The organism is Staphylococcus sp. 2S1 (assembly GCF_046721335.1).
In the GTDB taxonomy this organism is placed as follows: Bacteria; Bacillota; Bacilli; order Staphylococcales; family Staphylococcaceae; genus Staphylococcus; species Staphylococcus equorum_A.
Genome location: NZ_JBEUUJ010000003.1, coordinates 636,908 through 662,729, shown reverse-complemented (window position 1 = coordinate 662,729; position 25,822 = coordinate 636,908). Strand labels below are relative to the sequence as shown.

Genomic DNA, 25,822 nt, shown 5'->3' with positions numbered 1-25,822 from the left:
TATGAAGATAAAAAATGCTGTGAATGATGTTCAAAGTATGTCTCAAGATGGCGATGCGATATTACGTTCACTTCAAAATAAAAGTTTGCCAGTTTTAGACTTACTTGTTCGCGAATCTTTACAAAATAGTTTAGATGCTACATTGCCTGATATGGAAGAAACTAAAGTGAATTTCAAACTAGGAAATTTCAATTCTCCTAGTTTAGCTAGGTATTTTGAAGGTATATCTGAAACATTAAATGAGAGGTACAGTGGTAATGAAGAATTTATTGCTATCAAAGATAGTAACACTAGTGGTTTAACTGGTGACTATAGAGCAACTGATGCTTCAATCGCAAATAAAAGTAATTTTTTTAAACTTGTATTTGGTATTGGTAAAAATCAAGAGGCAGAAGGTGTTGGAGGTAGTTGGGGGTTAGGAAAAACAAGCTATTTTAGATTAGGTGTAGGCATAGTTATCTATTATACTCGTGTAAAACACGAGGAAAGATATGAAGAAAGATTAATCGCATCTTTAATTGAAAGCCCAAAACAAGAAAAACGTTTATTGCCAGAAAATGGACGAGGAATCGCTTGGTGGGGGCAATTTGATGAAAACGATCAAAATCAATTATTGCCTATTACAAATGTCGCTGAAATTGAAAGTTTCTTAGAAATTTTTGGTATGGAAAGATATATTGAAAATGAAACTGGTACAACTATAATTGTTCCTTATTTAGGTAGGAATGAAATGTTTTCAGAAGTAAAAGATGAGAAAAAATATCCGTGGGAAAACTCTAGAGAAGATGCAGTTAGAATAGCAGTTCAAAGATGGTATATGCCAAGGTTAATGAATGAAAATTATAAAAATATTAATGGTAATTCAATGTTGAATTGTACTGTAAATGATTCTGGATTTATTAAAGAATACAATACGGAACCAACTTTTGATATTTTCCAAAATTTATATACATCAGCCGCTATGGGTAAAGCAATGGAAGAAAATATTATTGTAGAACCTGTGCATTTACAACGAAATGCTATGAAAGACCCGAGTAAAGTACCAGTAGGACATGTTGCATTTATAGAGGTTGATAGAAAATATATGCAGATGATACCTCCAAACAATAAATATTCTCCCTTAGAATATATCGGAGTTAAAGATGAAATGAAAATCGAACTAAACAATTCGAAAATAATTGCATATACACGAAAACCAGGAATGGTTATAGAATATAGTGTGGATGGTGAATGGTCCCCTAAAGCTAATATTCTGAAAGAAGATCATAATTTATTGGGATTTTTTGTTCCTAATTCCAGTAAAGAATTGATAGATAAATATCAAGAACTAGGATATAAAGATTTGGAGCAATATTTGAGAGCTACAGAAAATGCAGACCATGCTAATTGGGTTGATGAAGATGGTATTGGAATCGTACGCAGAATTAAAGAATATACAGCTAAGAAGATTAATGATTACTTTTTAGGTGAAACGATAGAGAAGAAATCATCTGCTACATCAGGCTTATCAAGGAAGTTTGGAAAAATGTTATTACCTCCTAAAAATTATGGGAAAACATCATCAAGTAAAAAAGATATCAATAAAGATAAACGAACTGTTGGTAAGCGTAATAGGATTTCTGATATTAAAGTCGTTAGATCTAACCCTATCGATGAGCATACAGTTGAAGTGGAATTTAATACTAGTATTCAAAAAGAGTCAACTAATCGTATTTTTATTCAAATTTTATCTCAAGATAAAAAAATAGAAAAAGATGAGTGGATAAACAAAGTTAGTAATAATGATTTCCCTTTTGAAATTGAGGATTTAATTATTCAAAATATTGAAGAAGAATATTTTGGATTAAATTATAAAGAATTTAAAGACCCAAATATATATTTTGATATTTTAGAAGACAAAAGCGAAATTCGTATTAAATCAACAGTTAGTAATCCAATAATTATAGAAGGAAAACTAATTTTAAAAATGAAGACAAGTGAATTCATACCAAATCTTGCTATTTCTTCACAAATAAATGAAGGGGATGAATGATTATGAAACAATCAACAAATCAAGTGGCTTTATATCGAAAAATAGATGAAGCTAAAATTGAAGAAGCACAAATTCACTTTTCTCCATTAGAATTATTTTATGATGATTCAAATGAAGATGACCCAAAACCTATAGATATGACTTCACTAGAAGATGTTGATATTCAAATAAATGAATTTGATTCTATGTGGTCCCCGCATGAAAATAATTTAAATATAAAACAAACTTTGTTAGTAGATAATCACAAGGTTTTATTTGGAGGTGAGGGAGTGACTTGTAAAGAAAATACAATAGGTTATGCAGTACATATCCATTCTAGAAATTCAGGTTTTCAAAAAATTCTTCAAATTGGTAGTTTTAGATATAACGATGAAAACGTTCAAATAAATTTTGATTATAATTTTAAAGCTCAATCGATCAGAGGAACAGTAAATCTAGATTTCTTCTTATTTGTCAAACAAGTTAATGAAACTAAACCATTTTTCGCCAATAAACCAGGAATGAAATTAACATTAGAAGATTTAAATTCATTTTCTATTATTGTGGATGGATCAGGATCGAGTTTCCCTATAACTGAGTTCAGTGATAAAGATGCTCCTTTGTGGAAGGTGAATAAAAACTGGACTGAGGCAAGTGAAGACAATTTTGATAGTTCACAATTAAGTTTAATGTTTAATACTAAGCATTCAATGTTTAATAAAATAAACAAGGGCGAAGGTCAAGCTAACAAGATGTTAACAGGTACAATTACGCTTCAGGCTATGGCAATGATCATAAATGAAGTTATCAACGTAGAGAAAAATAACATAGAAGATGAAGATAGTTTGATACCCGGAACAATTTTGGCAGTAGTATCTTATTGGGTAGAAACATTTAATATAACGACAAATGATATGTTTACTATACAAAGTTCGCTATTTGAAACAATGGAAAAAGAAATGGTACAGGGGTGATTGAATGATTAACTGGGATAATATAAATTATGATCTTGGCAAAGCTACCAAGGACTTTGCTTATTTATCAGTTGAAAGTAAAGGTATTGTACCGATTAAACCTTTTGATGAATTTTTATCATTAAGAGAAGAACTTATAGCTATTCGCGATGAGGTATTTGATGAATTAGGATTAGATAATGTAAATAAATTGGGTTATACGTTTGATTTAGCTTTTGGAATTAAAATCTATAAACTATTGAATAGTGAAATCGGATTTAATAATAGGGTAGCTGTTAATGATGATGTGTGGAGATATCTATCAATAAAAGTAATACCTGACATAGTACATGCTAGATGGGAATTTAATGATTCACATTTTTATAAAGATACCCGGAGAATATGGTTGAAAACAATATGGTGGTACATACATTTATCTTGGCAAGGTAATGAAGAAGATACTTTGAAAATATTGGAAAATAATAGTACAGATACAATTATGCAACTTGTTGATAGATCAGGAATTGGTTATAATATTGAACTTTACCGTGAAATTATGAAAGAATATCAAAATTATAATGACAGAAAGTTATTCAGAAGATTACTTATATTAAACGTTGCTAGAATCCTAACCATGTCGCCAGACCTAGTTGAAGGTGGTATTGAAAGGTATGTAAAAGACTTATATGAATCGGTGAAATAAAATATGATATTCGAAGAAGACTTATATAAAAAAATAATTTTAAAAAATAGTAAAAAGTATAGTAAGTTGAAAATTATAAGTGGATACGCATCTAGTACTTTTCTTAAAAGAGTTTTAGATGATGTTGGGAAAATAATTGTTGACTTATATATTGGTATGTCGCGTGAAGGCATTTCATATACTAATCATCAAAATTTTCAGAAGTTATCTTGTAGTAATGAAAATGTGAACGTTTATTATCAATATTCAGGTTATCCTACACATATTAAACTTTATGAGTTTTATGGTGTTTCTAATTCAATCAGTTTTGTGGGTTCAAGCAAACTTTAGTGAAAATGGTTTTTCTCATAACAATGAGCTTTTAATTGAGGCTAAAGAAGATTTTTCAACTCTTTTTCAGAGACAGCATGAAAAATCAATATCATGTACAGATACTAAAGTAGAAGACTTCATTAACTTTTATGATGATGACGATTTAGAATTAATAGCAAATAAAAATAAAAAATCAATAAAAGATAATATGAATCGAATAAGAAATTATAAAAATAATGATTCTAATGATAATAAAGATCCGATTAGAAGAAAAATATTTAATTTTAATAAAAGTTTTAAGGTGAGACCACATAATAGTGGGATTATTTTACCTATCGTTACCGATAAGATTGCTAATGCTTCATGGAAGACTACAGGTATTAATAGTGTTTTGATAAATAAGGATTCAAACTTAATAAAATCTAATAAACACTCTTTAAAAGATCTATTTCCGAATGATGGATTTAATATCATAGCATTTGATGGAAAAACCTACAATGCAAAATTAAAAGGTAAATTTAATAGAGAGTTACATCTTGAAAATTGGAGTTTTTATGATGAAATTGCTAAAATGATAGAGTTGGAAGAAAGTCGTCCGATAAAGCATGAAGATTTAAATAAACTTGGATTCACAAGTTTTTATTTCGAAAAAAGAAGAGAATGTTTATATCATGACTATGATAAATGATTTTTAAGGGAGGGTAACAAATGTTTAAAGTCATTGAGACATTTAGTGGTATAGGTAGCCAATCCCAAGCCCTTAAAAATATCGGTGTAGATTATTCAATAGAAGCAACAGTTGAATGGGAAATAGCCGCAATATATGCTTACGATATCATTCATAATGGTGCACAAAATTTAAAAGATTATAGACATCATACAAAGCAGTCGATAATAGAAGAATTATCAAAGTATAGTATTTCTAATGATGGCAAAGAACCAATAACCACTAGAGGTATTAATTCAATGAGTATGTCACATTTAAAAGGTGTTCTTGCGACTATAGATAGAAATAATAACTTGGTTGATATCACTAAAGTAGATGCTGAGGACCTACCTGAAGCTGATTTACTTACTTACTCTTTTCCTTGTCAAGATTTATCAATTAGCGGTAATTGGCATAAAAATGAAGGCGGTATAGATCGTGATGCTAACAACCGAAGTACACTATTATGGCAAATAGAACGCATTTTGATTGCTTTAGAAAATAGTAATAAACCATTACCTAAATTTTTACTGATGGAAAATGTTAGCAATATACTATCAAATAAGCATATCAAAAACTTTGAAGAATGGTGTTCTTTTTTAGAAAGCTTAGGCTATATTAACCAAGTATATACATTAGATGCAAGAGATTTTGGTGTACCGCAAAGTCGAGTTAGAACTTATATGATAAGTGTATTAGCAACTGATCACGAAGTGGTCGAAGAGCTACAAGATTATTTTTTCTACAATAATCTTGAAAATTACCAAGTAGATTATTCTAAAATGAAATCATTAGAAAATTATTTGAGGTTAGATTATAGCAATGATATATATAGAAATGAGGCAATAGAAAGTACTCCACAATTCACTCAGTCTCGTGAGAAAATCTATATGTTGAATAAAAAACTTGCTAAAGGACAAAATGAAATTTTAAGTACTTTCGCAAGAACAGTAACAACAAAACAAGACAGACATCCTAACTCAGGTATTATATTATATGATGATCAAAATCCATTGACGTCTATTAACAGTAAGTATAGAAATTTAACTCCGCGAGAGTGCTTTTTGCTGATGGGTTTTAATGAAGATTCATTTAACTTATTAATGAAAAATAATATTTTTGCAGAATCAAGTAAAAAATTATTAACTACTTCAAAATTAATAAAACTTGCGGGTAACAGTATTGTTGTACAAGTTTTGGAAGTAATATTTGAACAGTTGATGGAAATTAATGAGACAATAATTAAAAAGCATGATCGTAAACTAGAAAGTGTTGAAGAAACAATATATTTAACGTGAGTTTATTCTTTTCAAAAGTAGAATTAATGTATTATAGAAAACCACCTTCATCATCAAGATGAAAGTGGTTTATTTTTATTAAGCAGAAAAAGGTGTAGGTGAATTTTCAGTCTATCCCAACCCATTTTTACTTTATAATTTCAATCGTTAATGGCACTACAAAGTCTTCACCTTTATTTACTGTAACTATTCCAATAATTGTATAAATGAAGGCCGCAATAGTTAGTACAAACAATGGGATATAGCCAATAATTATAATCGTAAGAATTAATGAAATAATGAAATAAGATGTATAACTAATTGCGAAATTCAAGTAATTTTTGCCTTGCTGATTAATGAAAGCTGATTCGTCTTTTTTCATTAACCAAATTATAAGTGGACCAACAAATCCTGTTAAAATATTTAAGATCCAAAGCAACATAGCCATACTTTTCTCGTTTTGTGTAACATTTTGGAAAACGTGTGGGTTTCTAGATTGGTTTTGTAAATTCATATTCTCACCTTTATTTTCAAATTTTCAATCGGTTAAAGCAATTTACTTTTACAAGACATATGTTACATGGATTGATAGTCAAAATATGTCTATGATCAACAAACACTTTTATAAACGGAACTATAACTAACTTAGGCTTGTGCTATAATGCTCATATCGATAAATAAGGCGGTATTTTTATGGCGAAATCTACAGAGATATTAGAATTGTATTTAAAGTTTATGGACGGGGAAAGAATATCTAAACAAGAGATAAGAGGCTTTTTTGATAATAAATCAAGCACGAACTGTACAACGTTATATTTCGAATTTAAATGCATTTTTAGATAGTAAAGAAGAGACTGCGCATTTAAAAATTGAATATGATACTCAGAATAATGTTTATTATATGTTGAATAATGGAGAAAATCATTTTGATAAGAAACAGATCCTTGCAATACTAAAAATTTTAATTTCTACTAGAGGTCTAACAGAAGAAGAATTGTATATGATTGTCGATAATTTAAATTCTAAGTTAAGTGACACAGATAAAACTATAATTAATAAAACGATACAATCGGAGTTAACAAATTATATATCAATGAATAACGGGGAACCATTATTAGATAAAATTTGGTATATTAATGAAATCATTTTAAAAGGTAAAGCTATCACATTTGAATATTTTAATGCTTTGAACAAAGGTAGACAACATACGATTAAGCCAATGTATATAACATATTCAGAACTGTATTTTTATTTAGTCGGTATTAACACTAAAGGAACTGTTTTAGTTTTTCGATTAGATCGAATTCAAGAATATAATGAAATAACTAAGCAAATAGAATTACCCAAATCACCTTACTATAGAGAAGGTGAATTAAAAAAACGCATTTACTTTATGTACGGTGGTGATTGGAAGAGAGTTAAATTTGAATTTAACGGTGGAATTATTGAATCTGTACTAGATCGCTTTCCAACAGCACAATTACTTAAAAAAGATTATGTGAATAACAGATTTTTAGTAGAGATTGAAGTCATTGGCGATGGTGTGATGATGTGGTTACTTTCTCAAGGGAGTAGAGTGAAAATTATATCGCCACAATCTATTAAAGCATCATATTTAGAGGAAATTAACAAAATAAATCAATTATATAAAGATTAAAACATAACAATAGCCCTAATCATTTCGAGATGATTAGGGCTATTGTACTTTCCGTATAACTTTAAGGTTTTTGGTTAATTTTTTGAGCGGTGTATCTTTAATTGAGGCATAGAATAAGTGTCTACCTACAGCGCTAATTACTTTACCAGAGTAAACTTTATTATTTAACACGATGTGATAAGAATCGAATGTCTTCACATATATCGGCTCCTTTTCAATTTAGGACAATTATACATAAGGTAGGCAGCCAATTTTTGACTACTCAAATTGATATTATAGCTTTAATAAATAAGGAGTTGATTACATGTTTAAGTTAGATGATAAAACGAAACAAAAAATAGTTGAAATGATTTTTGTTATTGAAGATGATAATAGTGGGAAAAAGGATCGATTTAAAGAAATAAAATTAAAATATAATGACAAATCAATATTTAATAAATTGAAGTTATGTTTGAAAAACTAGACAGTTAATAGCTGTCTTTTTTGAGTTATTGAATGTTTAAAATAAAAAAAGCGTAATAATTTTAAAAGATAAAATATTTTTATAGTAATCTTTAACATAGTTGTGCTAAACTCAAAATAAGGGGGGTAGTTGTGAAGTTAATACCAAAATATACACGAGCTGAAATTATAAAATTAGTAAAACAAAAGGTACTAGATTCAAATGAAGACTTACAAAAAAATTCAGAAAAATTTAATGTTCCTTATAGTGATTTGCAAAAGGTTTTATCGTTAAATGCTGTATGGACACCTAAAGAATATCAACTAGCTTCAAAAATTCTCGAGATCAGTGTTGAGACACTATTAGAAAATTTAGAACAAGAAGATTTAAGTAATGTTTCTTTCAGAGCACTTGAAAACAATGAAGCAATTAATAATAAAGTAAGTCAGTTAAACGATATTTTTGAAGAGCTTACATACCAGTTGAAAATCGGAAGTGATATAGATGGAAGAAAAGTATAAAGAGACGATTAAACGAATTCAACCTATTGCGCAATCTTTGATAAAGAAGAATAAATTACAGTATCCACTAAATGATTCTTTAACTCTGTTATCCAATATGGGCTATTATATTATAAAAGCAAAAGCGCCAAGCAATTTGTCTGGATTTTACATGAAAAAAGACAGTTTTCCATTTATTTTTGTAAATGCAAATCATAGTCTAGGACGGCAAAATTTTTCATTATGGCGTGAGGTATATCATCATTATATGGAACACCAAAATGGTATAAGTGATTTTGCATCAAATTCAATTGAGGAACGAGAAGCAGAAATATTTGCTGGATTAGTGTTATTGCCAGATGAAGAAATCAAAAAATGGTCAGAAAAATTTAATATTGAAGATGCAAGTATAATCGCTCAAATGAGTGTTTATTATCAAATGAGTTTTAACGCAGTGGTTATCAGGGGGATGCAGTTAGGCAAAATAGAGTTTAATACATATAAAGCGTTGAAAAAATTATCTTCACTAGAAAAGCAACAAGAACTATTAGCAATATATGAACAAAACAATCTTTCAACATCAGTCATTCAACCGACCAATCATATCAAAATATCCTCTAATATTATGTCCATACTCCAAAAGAATCATCAACAAAATTTAATAAACAGTCATAAAATTAATAGCATAATAGAGAAAATCGAGGTGCTAAATGAGACATAACAATATAACGACTCCGATCGTAGACACAGACATATGGGTCTTTTTAGTAATGTCAGGCTATTACAAGCGGTTAATTAAATATTATGGTTACTTACAATTTTCAGATGTAGTTGAAAAGGAAATTATGCGGTGGGGAAAGAGTTCTGATAAATCGAAAGAAATAGCGATGAATTTCCAAATATTAAAAGAAGCAGGAAAGCTAAAAGTTATTTTATTTGAAAATTTTGAAATTTTAGAACAAAAAAGCATTAATCATCAATTAAATGAATACGGTCTTAAAGCAGTATGTATTCAAGAAAAAAACAAAGGCGAATTCACAAGTTTGTTATATGCATTACACAAAGGCATTGAGAAATTTAAGACTAACGATCGCAAATTTGTATCAGAGATTAGTGAAGATAATTACGAAGACATCAATATCATAAATTGGGACGAGATTTTGGATAAATATAGTGTGAATCCAAAGGAAAAATTCGAGACAAGTAAATTGATTACGAGTAAAGAAATCAAAATGAGCAATAATAAACAAGAATATAAAAAACAAAATCAAGATCCCGGATGGGATAAATTGAAGTTATTAATGGGATAATATTTGAAGTGTTAGTGACAGTGAATTTCTAATATCATTTTATTTAATAGTGGAAATAGTAAATAAAAAGGAGAAGTAAAATGTCGATACTAGTTTTAATATTTATTATAGGATTAAGTACTTTATTCTATAAAAAATTTAATTTTTCTGCATTGTTATCAGTTGGAGTATCTATTGGAATGATACTCTTCTTTTATGTTTTTATAGTTTTTATCTTTATAGTTGGTATTAAAGTTACACTAGTAGGTGGTCTATTAATAAGCGTGGGTCTAATTTCATTCTATATAAAGCAAATTAATGACTGGAAGAAAAGTATCATTAATACTGAAAGTACAATAAAATTTAGTGAAGATTTAATTGATTTTATTATGCCATCTGATATGGTGGGTGAAAACATTCCAATTAATCGAACTGAATACTTTAATATGGGAACTGAAAATAATATATCTGATGATGTCTATCCTGTTATTTATAATGCAAGACCATTGAAAAATGAAATGAAATTTATGGAATATGGATATTTAGTAAACACAAATGAAATTGTAATTAATAACCAAATTCGAAACAAAAATAAGGAAGATAAAAAGGATAAATATGTAAATGAAAAAATAAATATATCATTTCAAGATTTATATAAGCAAATTAGGATAGGACATTTATCTATACTATTATATTATAAGAAGAAGCCTCTAGTTATTAGATCATTGCCATCTAATTTAGCTTTAATAATTGATTATACTATCAATTCTGGTTGGAGTAAGGCTGTAAACGATGTTTTGAGTGAAAAAGCTTTTGTTGATGAAACAAAAGAACAAGATATAAGCCAAATAGAAGACATTGAAAAGATATTTGAACAAAAAACTAAAGAATTGAAAAATGAAACCTTAATAAATAATTCAATTAATTCACAATTTGCAAGTATTTCTCCTGGAGTTATGGATGATTTAAATAAATCTCAAATAAATGCTAGGTTTAGCGAAACTAATTACAAAGTGAACAATGAATTTACTGGAGATAAAGTTAAAGCTAAGGGGCATGGTGTAGCTGGAGAGCATGCTCGGTAATGCATTAGACAAAATGAAATTGAGAAATGCAAAAGGATTAGGACATGATAATTCAAAAAATGGGGCAGATAGAATAGTTAATGGTAAACTGATTCAAACAAAATATTGTAAATCTGCTAAGGATAGTATTAATAGCGTTTTTCATACAATTGATAATAGACAAACTGCTAAATATACTTATAATAGTAAAAGTAAAAAAACAATGATGATTATTGAAGTTCCTAAGGACCAATACAATGAAGCATTAAGAGAGATTGCAAGAAAAATTAATGGTAAAGCAGTACCAAATGAAACAGATCCACGAAATGCTCATAAGTATGTAAAAAAAGGAACTTTAACCTATAATCAATCACAAATTGCACAAACTAGTATTTTTGATAAAAAAGCACATTCTCAGTTTATAAATGCAAAAGGAGAAAAACAAACAGCAACTTTTTTACAAAAATTAAAATATTCAGCAGGTATAGATTTTATGGAAGGTGCTCGGTACTGCAATTCCTGGTAGTGTAATTTCAAGTGTCTGGGTTTATTGGTCATGTAGGACTAATGGTCAAGATATGAAACAGTCATTTAAGAAGGCAAGTATTGCTTTTGTAAGACCAGTAGCATATAGTGGTTTTACATATATGCTTGCTTCACAATTTGCTGGGAGTAAAGCAGGTAAAAAAATAGGACAATCAGTTATTAATACACAAATTGCATCGAAGTTTTTTAAGAATTCTCAAAAAAATGCTACAAAATTTGTAGCCGGTGGAACTTTGGTAGTAATAAATGCCGCAGTAACATTTGGACCTGATGTGTATAATGTGTTAAAAGGTAGGATTTCGCATAAACAACTTGTGAAAAATACAGTAACTACAAGCTTAGGTGCAGCAGGTGGGATGGCCTTAGGTTCCATTTTTGCACCAGGTATAGGAACAATTATTGGTGGAACTATCGGAGGGACAATTTCTTCATATAGCGCCAAGAAAATTATGGATAGTTTCATTGAAGATGATGCAGTAGAAATGATTAGAATTGCAAAAGAAGAGTTTATTGATAATGTAATTATGAATGGGGTTAACCAAGAGGAATTTGAATATATATTAAATGAAACGTTTTTACACAAAAACTTTAATAAAATGTTGAAAGTTATGTTTGTTGCTGAATCATCTAGAGAATTTATTAGAAAAGTATTTAATGATTTAGTAATAACGGTGTTTAAAGAAAGAAAAGGTCCTGAAGAGAGTGAAATCATAGCCTTTATTGAGAGTGTTTATGATGAGTCTCAAGAGGTAGCGTAAATATATAGGTATAAATTTCATCACCTTTTTTCAAAAATCAAGTAATGTTCTAATGAATTTATAAGAACCAATAATTTAAAAGATGTTGAAAACCTGAAGTATAAAAGCATGTAAAATATTTATAAATGTTTTACATGAAACATTCCTTCCACCCCATCACACCAACAAGGTCAGTCATCGGGTTGTCTGGCCGGACAATGCCGGATGTCTCGAAACAACAATAAAGCACGCGCTTCTTAGCTAAAAGGAGTGCGTGCTTTTCATATCTTAAAAAGTAACTACTAACCTAGATATTTCTGCATTTTATATACTTTAATATCGCCTTCGCCAGTTTCACCCACGTAATCGTAACCTTGTTTCTGGTACAAGCGCTCGGGCAGAAGCGTTATTGATTTCTACTGTCAGTGAAATAGTATTATAGCCTTTATGTAAAGCAAGTAGTTCAGCATAAGTAAGTAGTTTTTTAGCTATACCCATACCTCTAAATTGAGAAAGTGTGGCAAGCATGCTTACATGATATTCTCCAGAACTACCTTCATCTAAATTAATCAAAGCGACTATAGCTTTAAAGTTATTGATGAACTGAGGCACAATTTGGAGTTTCTGTATTTTCACTATTTGTTCGACAGTGGATAGTGTCTGACTTTCAAGCGTATCGTAAGGTAGATAAGAGATAGCGCCGACGGGTTGACCATCTACGAAAGAAATCATCGTATTGTTATAGCTAAAGCGATTGCCATTTTGACGCCATAAACTTTGCATGCCTTGTTCAAGTTTAGATTCATCATCTGTATTGAAAAAGACTTTGGCCATATCATCAATTGCTAGTAGGTTAAAATACCCACCTTCTTGTAATTCAGGGTAGGCAGGTTTAATTGTTATATGTGACAAAAGCATCCTCCTTTTCTGACTCACGAATATTTTATATTAACATTTACCCTTAAAATGATATAAATAAATTGAATATCAAATTATTTCACAAGGAATTATTTAATTCTACGATTGCTAAATATATAAAGTGTCCAATTATTTTGTTATAACAAAAAATGACTTAATAATAAACAATAACTTTTATAATTAAACGTTTGCAACATAAGTGCATTGTGCTAAACTTAAAATCAAGGCATTCGAACGTGAAGGGATACCTAAGTTTATGTTAAGGGGTAAATTAATAATGAAAGAAAAACTGATTTTATCAACGATACTTGCAGGGACGCTTGTATTAACGGGGTGTGCGAATGATTCATCACAAAAGGGTTCCGAAGAAGATAAGCATAAAAATCATGCAAGTGAATCAAAAGATAAAGAAAATGGTAAACCTTATAGTGACGTTGCGTATCCTAAAGATGGCGTGAAAGGTATTTATGTTACTGCAAATTCAACAAATGGAGAAAAATTTAAAGAATTAACGAAATTTATTAATGAGACTGACTTAAATGCGATGGTCATTGATGTTAAAGATGACACTGGTAATGTGACAATCAATTTCAATACTGGTAATAAGCAGATTGATGATAATACGATAGACATCGTGGATGCAAAGCCATTGCTTAAGCAAATGGAAGCAAAGAATATTTATCCTATTGCCAGAATAGTTACTTTTAAAGACTCAAAATTAGCTGAAGACCGCCCAGAATGGTCATTTAGAGAAGAAGACGGCTCAGTTTGGGAAAATGATGGTGGCGATAAGTTTGTTAACCCATTTAATAAAAATGTATGGGATTATAATATCGATATTTCTAAAGAGGCGGCTAAGGCTGGATTTAAAGATATTCAATACGATTACGTGCGTTTCCCTGAAGGTTTTGAAAATGTGGAAAGTAGTTTGCAGTACAACAAAGGTGCATATAAAAATAGTAAGTTAAGTGATGTAGATCAACGTGTAGATACAATTACTCAATTTTTAGGTACAGCTAGAAAAGAATTGAAAGATTATGATGTGAAAGTATCAGCAGATGTATTTGGTTATGTCGCGATGGTCGAAGAAGCACCTGGTATAGGTCAAAGCTTCCCTAAAATTGCGAAAAATACAGACGCAATTTCATCTATGATTTATCCTTCGCATTGGAGTCCAGGAGATTTCGGTCTTGCAACACCAGATAAAGAACCGTACAAAGCAATAGATAATTATTTAGATAAAGAAACGTCAGTGTTAAATGCATTAGGCAAAGATAAACCAAAATCACGTCCATGGTTACAAGATTTTACTGCTCAATATTTGGGTGAAGGAAATTATAAAGCGTACGATAGTCAAGCTATTGAAGACCAAGTCCGAGCACTTAAAGATCATGGTGTAAATGAATTTTTATTATGGAATGCCGCGAATGATTATACAACAGGCGTAGACTATACACCTGAAGCAGATAAGGAAAAATTAAAAGAAAACAAACAAGAGTTAAAGAACGAATCAAAAGAAAACAAAGATAAAGAAAAGTAATATTTAACTAAATTAAATTGCCGACAAAGACTCAGACTTTGTCGGCAATTTTTTTGTGTGTTGTATTTGACTCAATATTAAAGCTTCAAATAATTTTAACAAACTTTAAATGTGAAGGCGTATCTGTATTAATAAAATAATGCTTAAATAGTATTATAGATATTTATAAAGTGGAGGATAAAATGAAAGACAATAGAGTAGTGATTGCATCTGTGACAAATGAAAAACAGTTAGAAACTGTTCTAAAATATAAAGATAATATAAAAGCAGTGTTTATTTTAACGGGCAACTTTATAAACATAAAAGAGTATGTGAAGCTGTATCAATCATATGGCATTGATGTTTATATTCATGTAGAGATGATTAAAGGATTAAAATTAGATGATTTTGGTTTTAAATATATAAAACAAATGATCCAACCCCAGTGGTGTTGTAACCACAAAAACGAGCCATGTTAAATTAGCTAAGAAAAATGGCATCTTTGTGATACAACGTTTCTTCTTAGCGGATCATGATATGAAAGAAAATATCATTAATACCGCTCGTGTAAGCCAACCTGATATGTTAGAAATGATGCCAACAATTACATCGTTTTTAATCAACTCGATTCAGTCACAAGTGAAGATACCAATTATTATGGGGGGTTTAGTAGATAGAGCAAGTTACTTAACTCAAGCACTTGAAGATGGTGCGTTAGGCGTATCGACAGCGAATGAAGAGATGTGGAGCAGAGAATTTACTGAATTTTTACATGAGCATTGATGAAACTCAATATTGATTTGTTACATTGAATATGACAAGTAAACGATAGGCAATTGGAGAGCCAAATAAGCGTGTATTTACACGTTTATTTGGCTATTTTTTTGGGAGGTTTTAAGGCAAATGAAAAAAATTGGTTTTCTATTGTGTATTGGATTGTTAATTTTAGCCGGTTGTAGCGCTGAAGGAAACAGCAATAAGACAAAGGATGGCAAGGTCAAAATAGAATATTGGCATGTCAATGCTGAGACGCAAGGTGGTAAAACAGTAAAAGAGCTTGTGAAAGATTTTAATGCGCAAAGTGATGATGTTTACGTGCAATCTAAATATAATCCGGACATGTATAAAGGATTAATACAGAATATGATGTCTGAAGCCGCGGGAGGAAGGACACCAGATGTTGTTCAAATTGGTTGGTCATTTAAAAACTATTACAAGGATAACTTTGAATATACATCACCTGAAGCAATCATCAACGAATCATTTCCAGAAGACAAGGAATTTATAGAGAAAAAATTCGACGATAAAATGTTGAGTATTGCACAGGATGAAAAAGGCGAACAATTAGGCTTGCCATATTCTGTCAGTAGCCCCGTAATGTTTATAAATAAAGATATTTTACGTAAGGCAAATTTAGATGAAAGTGGTCCGAAAACATGGGAAGAAGTTAAAACATACGCTGAAACGATTAGAAATAAATCAAATCAATATGGCGTGTTTATACAAGAACCGGCTGATAGTCAGGCACAACAAGCAATCGTTGATAGTAACGGTGGCAATATTGTTAAAGATGGAAAAGCATCATTTGCGAGTGAAGAGGGCGTAGAAGCGTATCAATTGATGCAAGATATGGTGAAAAATAAATCAGCATTACATACAAATGATGAACAAGGTCAACAAAGCTTTATTAACGGTGAAGTTGGTATGTTATTTACAACCAATGCGAAACAAACACATATTAAAGATAATGCCAAGTTTGATGTGGAAGCGATAGAAATGCCTGGATGGGAAGGAAAAGAGAAAAAAGTCCCAGCCGGTGGATCAATGCTAGGTATTACTTCAGATACAAAAGAAGAACAAGAAGCATCGTGGAAGTTTATGAAGTATCTATATAAAGTAGAGAACATGGCGAAATGGACAAAAGGTACAGGCTATGTGCCGCCAAGTAACGATGTTGTAGATGATCCGAATGGCTTGAAAGCATATGTTGCAGAAAATGAAATGATGCAACCCGCAATTAAACAGATGAGCAATGTTGTACCATGGGCTGCTTTCCCTGGTAATAGTGGTTTAGAAGCTGAACAACAGATCATTGATATGCGAGATAAGATACTCGGTGAAGATGCAGATGTAAACCAAACAATGAAAGAAACACAAAATAGAATTAATCAGGAATTAGATTAACGAGTTGAGGAGGACGCGTAATGAATAAAAAATGGTTACCTTACGCACTGTTATTACCATCTGTAATCATCATTTTAATATTTAACATTATTCCTTTAATTTATACCGTATATTTAAGCTTTTTTGATTGGAATATGGTTAAAACACATAAAGAATTTGTGGGATTGAATAATTATATTGATCTTTTTACAGATCCTAAATTTTATATGATTATCGTTCAGACATTTGCTTATATTGCACTACTTATAGCATTTAATACAGTGATGACCTACATTTTTGCATTTATTGTAGATTACTTTGTAGGCAAAGGTAAACGGATTTATCAAACGGTATTATTTATACCTTCCGTAATTTCTTTAGTGGTAGGAGCGATGGTGTTCCTTTGGATACTGAATCCTGTATCAGGGCCTGTAGCACAAATACTTGGTGTATTTGGATTATCGATACCGAACTGGACGACAACAAATGGTCAGGTCATATTCGTGATTAGTTTAATCGTTGCTTGGAAAGTATTTGGTTATAACTTCCTAGTACTATATTCAAGTATTATCGGTATTCCAAGAGAGATGATTGAAGCGGCAAAAATAGATAATGTAAAACCATCGCGTATTTTTATCGATATTATTTTACCGATGAGTTCGGCGACAGGGTTTTATATTTTAATTATGACGATTGTCCAAGGGTTACAGTATGTCTTTACGCCCATTAGCGTCATTACTAAAGGCGGCCCAAATTATCAGAGTAGTAACTTAATCTATCACGCTTACCACGAAGGTTTCACCTTATATAAGACAGGAATGTCAGTCGCAGTATCAACAATTACGCTAGTTATTTTCTTTTTACTATTACTGGTTCAGTTTTTAGTGGTTGAGAGGAGGGTTAAGTATGAAAACTAAATCTTATATTGCGCATATTGTATTAATTACGTGTATATTATTGGCAATTTATCCGATTATTTTTGCGGTAAGTAATTCATTCAAAAAGTTAAGTTATGCGTATGACTCCATGCTTAATTTAATTCCGATACCATTTACGATGGAAAATTTCGATAAGTTAGTTAACGATATTCCGTTACTACAAATTACAACGAATACATTTGTAATTGCGAGTGTGATTACGATTGTTAAAGTGGCAATCTCATTTTTAGCAGCGTTTGCCATTGTCTTTTACCAATTTAAATTTAAAAAAGTGACATATATGGTACTTGTAGCAACGATTTTCGTGCCATTTACAGTAACAATGGTTCCGAACTACATTATTATGGCACGTTTAGGATTTGTGGATTCAGTTTGGGGCGTCATTTTACCGCAGCTTGCAGACGCAATTGGCATATTCATGTTAACGCAGTCTATGCGTAATATTCCAAGAGCTTTATTAGACTCGCTTCAAGTAGATAATATTTCAGTGTGGCACACGATGAAAGATGTGATTGTGCCGATTACTAAGCCCGCACTAACATCTACAAGTATTTGGTTTTTCATATTGTCATGGAATGAGTATATCTGGCCGAATTTAATGTTGAAAAATGAAGAAAATTATACGTTACCTTTAGCATTACAACTGTTTGTAAGTTCAGAAGGAGGAACAAACTTTACTGTGGCGATGGCCTTAAGTGTCTTAACAATGGCGATTCCACTCATTATATATTTAGTGTTCCAACGTTTTATTATCGATACCTTTACTACTAGTGGAATTAAATAGGAGGATGACAATGGGTACTTTAGAATTAAAAAATTTAAGTAAATCATTTGGTGATACCAAAGTAATTGAGAATTTAACTTTAAAAATAAATGACGGTGAACGTGTTGTGTTTTTAGGTCCTTCTGGGTGTGGAAAGTCTACGATACTCAGAATGATTTCAGGTATTGAAAGTGTTTCAGACGGTCAAATTCTTTTTGATGATAAAGATGTAACAAGTTATGAACCGGGGGAACGAGATATTGCGATGGTCTTTCAAAACTATGCACTGTATCCGCATATGAGTGTAGAGAAAAATATTACTTATGCATTGAAACGGAATAAAGTCCCACAAGAAGAGATTAGCAAGAGACTGGATCAAGCACTTTCTATACTTGATTTAAATCATTTAAAGGAGCGTAAACCGAGTGAATTATCAGGCGGACAACGTCAAAGGGTTGCCTTAGGGCGTGCAGTTGTTAAAAATGCTTCATATTTCTTGTTAGACGAACCGTTGTCTAATTTAGATGCCTTATTACGTGTTTCTGCAAGAAGAGAGTTGTTGCATTTACATGACATGTACCAACATACCTTTATTTTTGTTACGCATGATCAGTTAGAAGCGATGGCATTGGCAGATCGTATTGCATTGTTTAATAAGGGTGAAATACAAATGTTCGATACACCTGAAAATATTTATAATCATCCACGTAATGTCTTTACGGCGCGTTTTATTGGTGCACCTCCGATGAATATTTTGGATGCAACATATGAAAAGCATCGACTTAAATTTGATGACCAACTTTCAATTAATGCAGAAAGTTTAAAACAACAACATCTAAATCAGTATGAGGGGCATCAACTTTTAGTTGGTATTCGTCCTGAAGCAGTTCATATTACAGACGAACCAACGGAGCTGAAATTTGAAATAGAAGATATTGAAAATTTAGGTGAATGCTACAGTCTCATTGGTAAGTTAAACCAACAGACACTGACTGTGAAAAGTTATGACAAGCCTGAACAATTAGTTGTAAATATAAAGTTTGATATGAATAAAGTAACATTGTTTGACCCAAATACAGAAATAAATATTGAGGAGCGATAATCATGGCATTAATCTTAAGTACAAACGCATATATTAGAAGCGGGTTAGCACCAATTTATAGTCTATTAGAAGTAAATCCCAATTTAGGCATAGAACTTTTTGGTAACAATCAAGATGAAGCTTATACGAAGGAATTACTTGAGATAGGTAAAGATTCACAACGTTTCTTAACATATCACGAACAAATTTTTGATGTAGAGCATTCGCGTCCTAGAGAAGCAGACCCATATAGCTTAAAACAAATTAGATTGGCAATTGAACACTGCGTGGCATTAGGGATTAAAGATATTGTTTACCATGTAAATAATGTAGCTATTAACAATAAACAGCAAATGATTGCTGAGACAGCAAATAATTTAGACAATATTACATCAGAAGCGAAAGTACAAGGTGTAAACATTTTAGTAGAAAATGTAGGGGTAGATACTAAGCAAAATAAACTGTTAACAGAATCAGAATTTATTGACTTCTGTAAAGAAAGAGAGAACAGTGTATTAATTGATGTGGGACATGCTAACGCTAATAATTGGGATTTAGAACATGTGGTTCAACAACTTAAGCATAAGATTAAATTCTATCATTTACACAACAATGATGGTAAGCATGATGACCACAATTTATTGCATGAAGGAACATTAGATATGGATGCATTTTTTGAAATTTATCATCAATATACGCCGAACGCACATCTGACTCTAGAATATAATTATGATATAGGGGAACAACCAGAAAACATCCAACGTGATATTAATTATGTAGTAAGTAAAATGGGAAGTGAATAAAGCAAAATAAAATAGACATAGTGCACACGATAAATCAGAATGTACAAAATATATGGTACATTCTGGTTTGTTATATTGTATAATACTGTATATAATACATTTTATATAATTATAATTCAAAGAGGTGCGCCGTTTTAATGATTAGAATATTGATTCCATGCTTTAATGAAGCGTTTGTAATTAAACAAACGTATGATAAATTAACAGAAATTATGCAACATGATAGTTATATTAACGGTTATACATATGAATTACTTTTCGTGGATGATGGTAGTAGAGACCAAACATTAACAATAATTCAACAATTATCTGAATTAGATAGTAGGGTGAAATACATTTCGTTTTCACGTAATTTTGGTAAAGAGTCTGCGATGTATGCGGGGTTGAAAGCGAGTACGGAAGCTGAGGCGTTGATCATCATAGACGGAGATTTACAGCACCCGCCGTCATTAATTCCACAAATGATTGTAGATTTTAGAAATGGTGAAGATCAAGTGGTGGCTAAAAGAGATCGAACTGGAGAACGTTGGTTACGTAAGCATCTGTCTAAAATGTATTATTTAATGATTAATAAAATGGTAGATGTTACCTTAGAGGATGGCATAGGAGATTTTAGGTTACTGAGTCAGCGTGCCGTTAAAGAAGTTGTGAAATTAGGAGAATACAATCGATTTTCAAAAGGATTATTTGCATGGATCGGCTTTGAGCCAAAAGTCATTGAATATCAAAATGTACAACGCGAAGAAGGAGAGTCTAAATGGTCATTTAGTTCATTGTTAAATTATGGTATAGATGGACTGATTTCCTTTAACAATAGACCGTTACGTATTATTATTTATTTAGGATTATTTAGTTGTTTGATGAGCTTTCTCTATATTATATTCAATTTAATTTATACACTGAGTTATGGTGTATCTACGCCTGGTTATTTCACTACTATTTTTGCAGTATTGTTCCTAGGCGGCGTGCAGCTGACTTCTTTAGGTATTATTGGAGAATATATAGGTAGAATTTATTATGAAGTGAAACAGAGACCGTTATTTATTATACATAAGACGAATTTAAATAAACATGAGGTAAATTAATATGAAATCACTAAATTTGGACAAGATGTACCTGACACTTACCGCACTATTTTTATTTTACTATTTTATGGCGTTCTTTTTACCATTAACCCATGATGATTGGGATTGGTATAGTCAGTATGGTGTGCAAATGTGGCAGGAAAAATATGCGAATTTAAATGGGCGTTATTTGGGTAATATTTTAGAAACTGTAGCAGTTCGTTTGGATTGGTTTAGGTGGATATCTTACGCGTTAATTAGCATGGCTATGATATATATTATTGTTCGTTTTACTCACAATACGAAACAGCCACTATATTATTTAATAGCTTTTATACTTATGGTTACGATACCAAGTGAGATATACAAACAAACTTATGGATGGTTTGCAGGTTTTTATAATTATGTCCCAGCCACGTTGTGTGTGCTGTTCATTTTATGGTTTATCGTTACAGTTTTATTTGAACGAAAAGGGCTTACACCTGTAATCAATATTGTCTTTTATATTATTTGTTTTATTGGGCAGTTTTTTATGGAAAATACGACGCTCTTTAATAGTATGATTTTGGTGTTAGCTATCGCCCTGAACTTATTACTTTATCGACAAATTAACCCTAAATTTATTGTTGGTTTATTATTATCTGTGGTCGGCACAGTAATCATGTTTTTAAACCCCAATTATCGTAAAATATTTTTTGAAGGCAGCAGTTACCAGAATGTATCTAGTGAAACAGGATTATTCGATAAAATATTCCATACGGTGACTACGACAATTCCAGATTGGGTCTTTTTCAATCAAATTGTGATTTTATCTATGATTATTGCTGTGGTGCTAGTTATGCTTTATCGCAGTACTGTGCTGTACAGCTTATCCAAGGTGAAAATAGGGCTGACTGTTAGTGGATTATTGATATTGCCTATTTATTACTTTTTCATATATAAACAATTCGAATTACAAAATTTCCATTCAATCACTATAGCAAATCTGCTTAATACTGTGATTTGTATTATATTTTTAGGTGCAATGATTTATGCAATACATTTAGTGATCGGGCAAAAGGAAGTACGTTATACATTATATTTACTCCTAGCCTCAACTTTACTTGTATGTGCACCTTTAGTCATTGTATCACCACTCGGTCCAAGGAATTTTTATACAGTATATGTAATCTATAGCATCATTCTACTGATATTACTTGTTCAACTCAACGTCATGCATGCGTTGTGGCGTAATATGATTGTGGGAATTGCAATTATGTTTGGTGTTGTTTATTTGAGTGGTTTTTACTATATCCACTATCAAAATGAAACGCGAATCGCGAATTTGAAACAAGAAGTAAAAGAGCATCCAGATAAGGATTTCTATACGATGGAGAAACTGCCATTTGAACATTATTTACATCATGCAACGCCAACCAGCGAGAAATATCAAACACTATTCAATAAATATGAAGGTTTACCAAGCAGATACAAAAGTTAAGTATGTGCCTTTTGGTAGCGAAGAAAAGAAGAGTGATTGATGAAATAATGTGTTAATTATTATAAATTATTACTAGTTTTCGAATTACTCGAAACACATAAAAGCTCCGGGATAGTAAATTTACTAACTACCTCGGAGTTTTTATTTAAATATTTGTAAAGTGATTTATTAATCATCGCCATCTTCATAATCATCATAATCGTCGCCGTCGTCATCACTGTCATCGTCGCCGTCATCATTACCGTCATCATCACCTGAATAAATACGTTGTTTTTGATTTGTAGGCGGTGGTTGTGTAGGTTGGGTTTCAGTTGATGCCGCATCATTATTTTTATTGAACCAAGCTACTGAGGATACTTTACCTGTAACATGATTGATAATGATATTAGCACCTTTTTGACTACTTATATCTTGAGTCACCAAATAGTATTTAATACCTTTATCTTCTTTTAAAGTAATAGATTTAAAGGTACCGCCGACGTGTTCTTTTGCTATATCTTTGGCTGATGCTTCACTGATTTTTTTATCTTCCTTTTTCTGTTCCTTTTTGGGTTCAGGTTTCTTTGGTTTTAAATCCTTTGTTTGTTTTATATTAGAAATTGTTTTCTTTTCTCTATCTACTTTAATGTGATATATACCTTCACTTGATTTTAATTTTACTAAAAATTCATTTTTATTATCAGTGAGCTTGATAGATTCAATATCACCGTTGTAACGTTTCTCAACCATTGCTTTTGCATCTGTCTCTGCCATAAGTTGCTGATTCGCTTTTAAAAATATAATTACACATAGGGCGACAGATAATCCAATACATGTCATTATTAAAATTAATTTAACGAGCAGTTTCATTTTTTGACTCCTTTAGGCACAGTTAAAATAAAGGATGATCCTTTATTTACTTCGCTTTTTACATCAATCACTATATTTTGTTGTGTGGCAATTTCTTGCGCAATGGACAATCCTAAACCTGAACCGCCAGTGCTACGTGACCGTGCTTTATCTACACGATAAAAGCGAGTGAAAATATGAGGCAAGTCAGATTCTGGAATACCTATACCGTCATCCATAATTTCAATATTGAATGAATCTTTATTATCAGAAATTCTGACAATAATAAGTGATTCACCATATTTGTGTGCATTATCTAAAAATATGTGTATTAATTGCTTGAATAAAGAAATATTTAGCCAAGCTTCATAAGATTCACAAGCTACTTCTACTTTTATATCTTGTTTATATACATGCTTTAAGCGATGTGTGATTTCTTCAATTAATTCCACTATATTTTCATATTCAAGACTACTTTCCGTCTTATTTTTCGTTATTTGAGCATAATATAACAATTGTTCTGTTAAATATTTCATTTTTTTAGCTTCATCACCAATAGCATGGATACTTTCATCTAATGTTTTTTGATCTTTCTTTCCAAATCGCCGCAACATTTGACTATAAGAGTTTATAACTGTAATTGGTGTTTTTAATTCATGTGACGCATTCATAATAAATGCTTGTTGTCTCTCGTCGTGTTCTTTCAATTTGTTCATCATGTCATTAAAGGAAGTAGATAATTCCCGCAATTCATACGAATCATTTTGTTGTACTTCTACAGGTAAATAATCTTTGGTTTCTTGTGTTTCTTTGATGTGCTTACTTAATTTCAAAATCGGTTGCGTGATAATATTGGTGATTACTCTATTCAAGTAAAAAATTACTATTAGTAATAATATAACTGAGCCGATTAAAATCCATTTTAAAATTTGAAAGGATTCATACTTAAAGTCTACATTTTCATAAAGCTGTAAATTGACGACTTCACCATGTTCCCAAACGATAGGCAAGGAAATCATTGCAAAATGATGACCTTTATAAGCAACGGTTTTTTTATATTGCTTACTTTGAAAGGGTTGTTGGATATTATTATAATCTACATTAGTCGTGAAATTCACTTTGGCTTTATCGTTCTTATCAATAACACTGATGTAGCCATCAGAAAGTATGTAACTGTTATTCATAATTTCTTGATTCGTTCTATTATCCGATTTTTTAATTTCTTCTATAATATTAATACTACGTGCTTCAAGTTGATTTAGCTCAGAAGCTATTGAAAAATGTTTGAAAATAACATACACAAAGATGTTCACACAAATAATCAAAATTACGGTCATCACGGTGATATACAACTGGATTCTAGTACCTAATCTCATATAAATTAATCCTTAATCATATAACCATACCCACGGACACTATCGATAATGGATGGTTTGTTTTTGTCTAACTTTTTACGTAAGTGACGTACATACACATCGACTACGTTAGTATCGCCTTGGTAATCAAATTGCCATACGTGTTTGATTATTTGCTCACGCTCTAAAGCCTGATTTTTATTTTCCAGGAAATAAACAAGCATTTCATATTCTTTTGGCGTAGTACTCACTATAGTATCGTCCATATAGACTTCACGTGACTTTGTATCTACAGAAATATGTCTATGTACGAGAATGTCATCATCTTCTTCTGTGTCAGCATGTAGCATTTTTAAATGCGCACGGATTCTAGCTAATAATTCTTCTATTTCGAAAGGCTTAGTAACATAATCATTTGCGCCAGAATCAAGGCCGCCGACTTTATCCATTAATGCGTCACGAGCGGTTAACATGATGACCTTTATTGAATTATCTTTCGTTCTAATACGTCTCAACACTTCCAAACCATTTAATTCTGGCAACATAACATCAAGCAAGATGAGATCAAAGGAATTATCTTGAAATGCTTGTATTCCTTGCTTGCCTGTATATGCTAAAGTCACATCGTATTCTGCAAACTCTAGTTCTAATTGCAATACACGTGCAATTTTTTCATCATCTTCCACAATTAAAATCTTTTCCATTATTCAATA

The 25,822-nt window shown here is 31.1% G+C and carries 30 protein-coding genes; 24 read left to right on the top strand and 6 right to left on the bottom strand.

Annotated elements, in window-relative coordinates; translation table 11 throughout:
- The first annotated feature begins 1 nt into the window (after position 1).
- From ABLV90_RS03625 to dcm, 6 genes are read left to right on the top strand one after another with little or no spacing between them, the layout of a single operon-like run.
- A complete protein-coding gene (locus tag ABLV90_RS03625) occupies positions 2-2,032 on the top strand; it encodes a hypothetical protein (RefSeq protein WP_460872178.1) in 2,031 nt (676 codons plus the stop codon).
- Between the two features lie 2 nt (positions 2,033-2,034).
- Complete coding sequence (locus ABLV90_RS03620; protein WP_427705833.1) at positions 2,035-2,985, top strand: hypothetical protein; 951 nt, start codon at positions 2,035-2,037, stop codon at positions 2,983-2,985.
- Between the two features lie 4 nt (positions 2,986-2,989).
- A complete protein-coding gene (locus tag ABLV90_RS03615; protein WP_427705835.1) occupies positions 2,990-3,667 on the top strand; it encodes a hypothetical protein in 678 nt (225 codons plus the stop codon).
- Positions 3,668-3,670: 3 nt separating this feature from the next.
- Complete coding sequence (locus tag ABLV90_RS03610) at positions 3,671-3,997, top strand: phospholipase D family protein (RefSeq protein WP_460872177.1); 327 nt, start codon at positions 3,671-3,673, stop codon at positions 3,995-3,997.
- On the top strand, positions 3,975-4,667 hold the full coding sequence (locus ABLV90_RS03605; protein WP_460872176.1) for a hypothetical protein: 693 nt from the start codon (positions 3,975-3,977) through the stop codon (positions 4,665-4,667). The genes ABLV90_RS03610 and ABLV90_RS03605 overlap by 23 nt, the downstream gene beginning before the upstream one ends.
- Before the next feature lie 20 nt (positions 4,668-4,687).
- Positions 4,688-5,983: a DNA (cytosine-5-)-methyltransferase gene (gene dcm / locus ABLV90_RS03600; protein WP_460872175.1), complete on the top strand. Its 1,296-nt coding sequence runs from the start codon at positions 4,688-4,690 to the stop codon at positions 5,981-5,983.
- 127 nt (positions 5,984-6,110) lie between these two features.
- Here dcm and ABLV90_RS03595 read toward each other — a convergent pair whose 3' ends face one another.
- Positions 6,111-6,476 (bottom strand): DUF4870 domain-containing protein, encoded by a 366-nt coding sequence (locus tag ABLV90_RS03595; RefSeq protein WP_427705840.1) that lies wholly within the window; start codon positions 6,474-6,476, stop codon positions 6,111-6,113.
- A gap of 264 nt (positions 6,477-6,740) precedes the next feature.
- On the opposite strand from ABLV90_RS03595, the gene ABLV90_RS03590 reads away from it, so the two are divergent.
- Positions 6,741-7,619, top strand: coding sequence for a helix-turn-helix transcriptional regulator (locus ABLV90_RS03590; RefSeq protein ID WP_460872174.1), 879 nt, complete (start codon positions 6,741-6,743; stop codon positions 7,617-7,619).
- Positions 7,620-7,658: 39 nt separating this feature from the next.
- Here ABLV90_RS03590 and ABLV90_RS03585 read toward each other — a convergent pair whose 3' ends face one another.
- Entirely contained in the window at positions 7,659-7,817 is a 159-nt protein-coding gene (locus ABLV90_RS03585) for a hypothetical protein (RefSeq protein ID WP_427705844.1), read from the bottom strand.
- 106 nt (positions 7,818-7,923) lie between these two features.
- On the opposite strand from ABLV90_RS03585, the gene ABLV90_RS03580 reads away from it, so the two are divergent.
- From ABLV90_RS03580 to ABLV90_RS03550, 7 genes are all read left to right on the top strand, one after another.
- On the top strand, positions 7,924-8,082 hold the full coding sequence (locus ABLV90_RS03580; protein ID WP_427705846.1) for a hypothetical protein: 159 nt from the start codon (positions 7,924-7,926) through the stop codon (positions 8,080-8,082).
- A 131-nt stretch (positions 8,083-8,213) separates the two neighbouring features.
- Positions 8,214-8,582, top strand: coding sequence for a hypothetical protein (locus tag ABLV90_RS03575; RefSeq protein ID WP_427705848.1), 369 nt, complete (start codon positions 8,214-8,216; stop codon positions 8,580-8,582).
- Entirely contained in the window at positions 8,566-9,282 is a 717-nt protein-coding gene (locus tag ABLV90_RS03570; RefSeq protein ID WP_427708226.1) for an ImmA/IrrE family metallo-endopeptidase, read from the top strand. Before ABLV90_RS03575 ends, ABLV90_RS03570 begins: the two co-directional genes overlap by 17 nt.
- A complete protein-coding gene (locus ABLV90_RS03565) occupies positions 9,272-9,871 on the top strand; it encodes a hypothetical protein (protein WP_460872173.1) in 600 nt (199 codons plus the stop codon). The genes ABLV90_RS03570 and ABLV90_RS03565 overlap by 11 nt, the downstream gene beginning before the upstream one ends.
- 80 nt (positions 9,872-9,951) lie before the next feature.
- A complete protein-coding gene (locus ABLV90_RS03560; protein ID WP_460872172.1) occupies positions 9,952-10,935 on the top strand; it encodes a hypothetical protein in 984 nt (327 codons plus the stop codon).
- Positions 10,925-11,440, top strand: coding sequence for a hypothetical protein (locus tag ABLV90_RS03555; protein ID WP_460872171.1), 516 nt, complete (start codon positions 10,925-10,927; stop codon positions 11,438-11,440). The genes ABLV90_RS03560 and ABLV90_RS03555 overlap by 11 nt, the downstream gene beginning before the upstream one ends.
- Positions 11,415-12,218: a hypothetical protein gene (locus tag ABLV90_RS03550; protein ID WP_460872170.1), complete on the top strand. Its 804-nt coding sequence runs from the start codon at positions 11,415-11,417 to the stop codon at positions 12,216-12,218. Before ABLV90_RS03555 ends, ABLV90_RS03550 begins: the two co-directional genes overlap by 26 nt.
- 333 nt (positions 12,219-12,551) lie before the next feature.
- Here the strand turns inward: ABLV90_RS03550 and ABLV90_RS03545 are convergent, their stop codons facing one another.
- Complete coding sequence (locus tag ABLV90_RS03545) at positions 12,552-13,109, bottom strand: GNAT family N-acetyltransferase (protein WP_460872169.1); 558 nt, start codon at positions 13,107-13,109, stop codon at positions 12,552-12,554.
- 283 nt (positions 13,110-13,392) lie between these two features.
- Between ABLV90_RS03545 and ABLV90_RS03540 the strand changes: the two genes are divergently transcribed.
- The 10 genes from ABLV90_RS03540 (at position 13,393) to ABLV90_RS03495 (ending at position 22,926) form a co-directional block, all read left to right on the top strand.
- A complete protein-coding gene (locus ABLV90_RS03540) occupies positions 13,393-14,655 on the top strand; it encodes a putative glycoside hydrolase (protein ID WP_460872168.1) in 1,263 nt (420 codons plus the stop codon).
- A gap of 182 nt (positions 14,656-14,837) precedes the next feature.
- Positions 14,838-15,113, top strand: a complete 276-nt coding sequence (locus ABLV90_RS03535) for a glycerol-3-phosphate responsive antiterminator (RefSeq protein WP_460872167.1) — start codon at positions 14,838-14,840, stop codon at positions 15,111-15,113.
- Between the two features lie 25 nt (positions 15,114-15,138).
- Entirely contained in the window at positions 15,139-15,417 is a 279-nt protein-coding gene (locus tag ABLV90_RS03530) for a glycerol-3-phosphate responsive antiterminator (protein WP_460872166.1), read from the top strand.
- A gap of 120 nt (positions 15,418-15,537) precedes the next feature.
- Entirely contained in the window at positions 15,538-16,818 is a 1,281-nt protein-coding gene (locus ABLV90_RS03525; RefSeq protein ID WP_460872165.1) for an ABC transporter substrate-binding protein, read from the top strand.
- Between the two features lie 20 nt (positions 16,819-16,838).
- The gene (locus tag ABLV90_RS03520; protein ID WP_460872164.1) at positions 16,839-17,714 is read left to right on the top strand and encodes a carbohydrate ABC transporter permease; all 876 of its coding nucleotides are present in this window, start codon (positions 16,839-16,841) and stop codon (positions 17,712-17,714) included.
- Positions 17,704-18,519 carry a carbohydrate ABC transporter permease gene (locus tag ABLV90_RS03515; RefSeq protein ID WP_069832535.1) on the top strand — a complete coding sequence of 272 codons (816 nt, stop codon included), beginning with the start codon at positions 17,704-17,706 and terminating at the stop codon, positions 18,517-18,519. Before ABLV90_RS03520 ends, ABLV90_RS03515 begins: the two co-directional genes overlap by 11 nt.
- A 10-nt stretch (positions 18,520-18,529) precedes the next feature.
- A complete protein-coding gene (locus ABLV90_RS03510; protein ID WP_427708223.1) occupies positions 18,530-19,600 on the top strand; it encodes an ABC transporter ATP-binding protein in 1,071 nt (356 codons plus the stop codon).
- A 2-nt stretch (positions 19,601-19,602) separates the two neighbouring features.
- Positions 19,603-20,382, top strand: coding sequence for a sugar phosphate isomerase/epimerase family protein (locus ABLV90_RS03505; RefSeq protein WP_427708220.1), 780 nt, complete (start codon positions 19,603-19,605; stop codon positions 20,380-20,382).
- A 137-nt stretch (positions 20,383-20,519) separates the two neighbouring features.
- Positions 20,520-21,467, top strand: a complete 948-nt coding sequence (locus ABLV90_RS03500) for a glycosyltransferase family 2 protein (protein WP_427705869.1) — start codon at positions 20,520-20,522, stop codon at positions 21,465-21,467.
- Between the two features lies 1 nt (position 21,468).
- On the top strand, positions 21,469-22,926 hold the full coding sequence (locus tag ABLV90_RS03495) for a DUF6056 family protein (RefSeq protein ID WP_460872163.1): 1,458 nt from the start codon (positions 21,469-21,471) through the stop codon (positions 22,924-22,926).
- A 168-nt stretch (positions 22,927-23,094) separates the two neighbouring features.
- On the opposite strand, the gene ABLV90_RS03490 is transcribed toward ABLV90_RS03495, so the two are convergent.
- The 3 genes from ABLV90_RS03490 to ABLV90_RS03480 are packed head-to-tail and all read right to left on the bottom strand — an operon-like array spanning position 23,095 to position 25,813.
- Positions 23,095-23,775: a PepSY domain-containing protein gene (locus ABLV90_RS03490; RefSeq protein WP_427705873.1), complete on the bottom strand. Its 681-nt coding sequence runs from the start codon at positions 23,773-23,775 to the stop codon at positions 23,095-23,097.
- Positions 23,772-25,130 (bottom strand): ATP-binding protein, encoded by a 1,359-nt coding sequence (locus ABLV90_RS03485; protein ID WP_460872162.1) that lies wholly within the window; start codon positions 25,128-25,130, stop codon positions 23,772-23,774. The genes ABLV90_RS03490 and ABLV90_RS03485 overlap by 4 nt, the downstream gene beginning before the upstream one ends.
- 5 nt (positions 25,131-25,135) lie before the next feature.
- Positions 25,136-25,813 carry a response regulator transcription factor gene (locus tag ABLV90_RS03480; RefSeq protein WP_002511690.1) on the bottom strand — a complete coding sequence of 226 codons (678 nt, stop codon included), beginning with the start codon at positions 25,811-25,813 and terminating at the stop codon, positions 25,136-25,138.
- Positions 25,814-25,822 lie beyond the last annotated feature (9 nt).

Coding starts and splice junctions, on each gene's coding strand:
- ABLV90_RS03535 (WP_460872167.1), top strand. CDS start 14,838: ATGAAAGACAATAGAGTAGTGATTGCATCTGTGACAAATGAAAAACAG.
- ABLV90_RS03620 (WP_427705833.1), top strand. CDS start 2,035: ATGAAACAATCAACAAATCAAGTGGCTTTATATCGAAAAATAGATGAA.
- ABLV90_RS03610 (WP_460872177.1), top strand. CDS start 3,671: ATGATATTCGAAGAAGACTTATATAAAAAAATAATTTTAAAAAATAGT.
- ABLV90_RS03570 (WP_427708226.1), top strand. CDS start 8,566: ATGGAAGAAAAGTATAAAGAGACGATTAAACGAATTCAACCTATTGCG.
- ABLV90_RS03555 (WP_460872171.1), top strand. CDS start 10,925: ATGCTCGGTAATGCATTAGACAAAATGAAATTGAGAAATGCAAAAGGA.
- ABLV90_RS03520 (WP_460872164.1), top strand. CDS start 16,839: ATGAATAAAAAATGGTTACCTTACGCACTGTTATTACCATCTGTAATC.
- ABLV90_RS03525 (WP_460872165.1), top strand. CDS start 15,538: ATGAAAAAAATTGGTTTTCTATTGTGTATTGGATTGTTAATTTTAGCC.
- ABLV90_RS03485 (WP_460872162.1), bottom strand. CDS start 25,130: ATGAGATTAGGTACTAGAATCCAGTTGTATATCACCGTGATGACCGTA.
- ABLV90_RS03540 (WP_460872168.1), top strand. CDS start 13,393: ATGAAAGAAAAACTGATTTTATCAACGATACTTGCAGGGACGCTTGTA.
- ABLV90_RS03500 (WP_427705869.1), top strand. CDS start 20,520: ATGATTAGAATATTGATTCCATGCTTTAATGAAGCGTTTGTAATTAAA.
- ABLV90_RS03615 (WP_427705835.1), top strand. CDS start 2,990: ATGATTAACTGGGATAATATAAATTATGATCTTGGCAAAGCTACCAAG.
- ABLV90_RS03595 (WP_427705840.1), bottom strand. CDS start 6,476: ATGAATTTACAAAACCAATCTAGAAACCCACACGTTTTCCAAAATGTT.
- ABLV90_RS03490 (WP_427705873.1), bottom strand. CDS start 23,775: ATGAAACTGCTCGTTAAATTAATTTTAATAATGACATGTATTGGATTA.
- ABLV90_RS03510 (WP_427708223.1), top strand. CDS start 18,530: ATGGGTACTTTAGAATTAAAAAATTTAAGTAAATCATTTGGTGATACC.
- ABLV90_RS03515 (WP_069832535.1), top strand. CDS start 17,704: ATGAAAACTAAATCTTATATTGCGCATATTGTATTAATTACGTGTATA.
- ABLV90_RS03560 (WP_460872172.1), top strand. CDS start 9,952: ATGTCGATACTAGTTTTAATATTTATTATAGGATTAAGTACTTTATTC.
- ABLV90_RS03495 (WP_460872163.1), top strand. CDS start 21,469: ATGAAATCACTAAATTTGGACAAGATGTACCTGACACTTACCGCACTA.
- ABLV90_RS03580 (WP_427705846.1), top strand. CDS start 7,924: ATGTTTAAGTTAGATGATAAAACGAAACAAAAAATAGTTGAAATGATT.
- ABLV90_RS03505 (WP_427708220.1), top strand. CDS start 19,603: ATGGCATTAATCTTAAGTACAAACGCATATATTAGAAGCGGGTTAGCA.
- ABLV90_RS03625 (WP_460872178.1), top strand. CDS start 2: ATGAAGATAAAAAATGCTGTGAATGATGTTCAAAGTATGTCTCAAGAT.
- dcm (WP_460872175.1), top strand. CDS start 4,688: ATGTTTAAAGTCATTGAGACATTTAGTGGTATAGGTAGCCAATCCCAA.
- ABLV90_RS03565 (WP_460872173.1), top strand. CDS start 9,272: ATGAGACATAACAATATAACGACTCCGATCGTAGACACAGACATATGG.
- ABLV90_RS03480 (WP_002511690.1), bottom strand. CDS start 25,813: ATGGAAAAGATTTTAATTGTGGAAGATGATGAAAAAATTGCACGTGTA.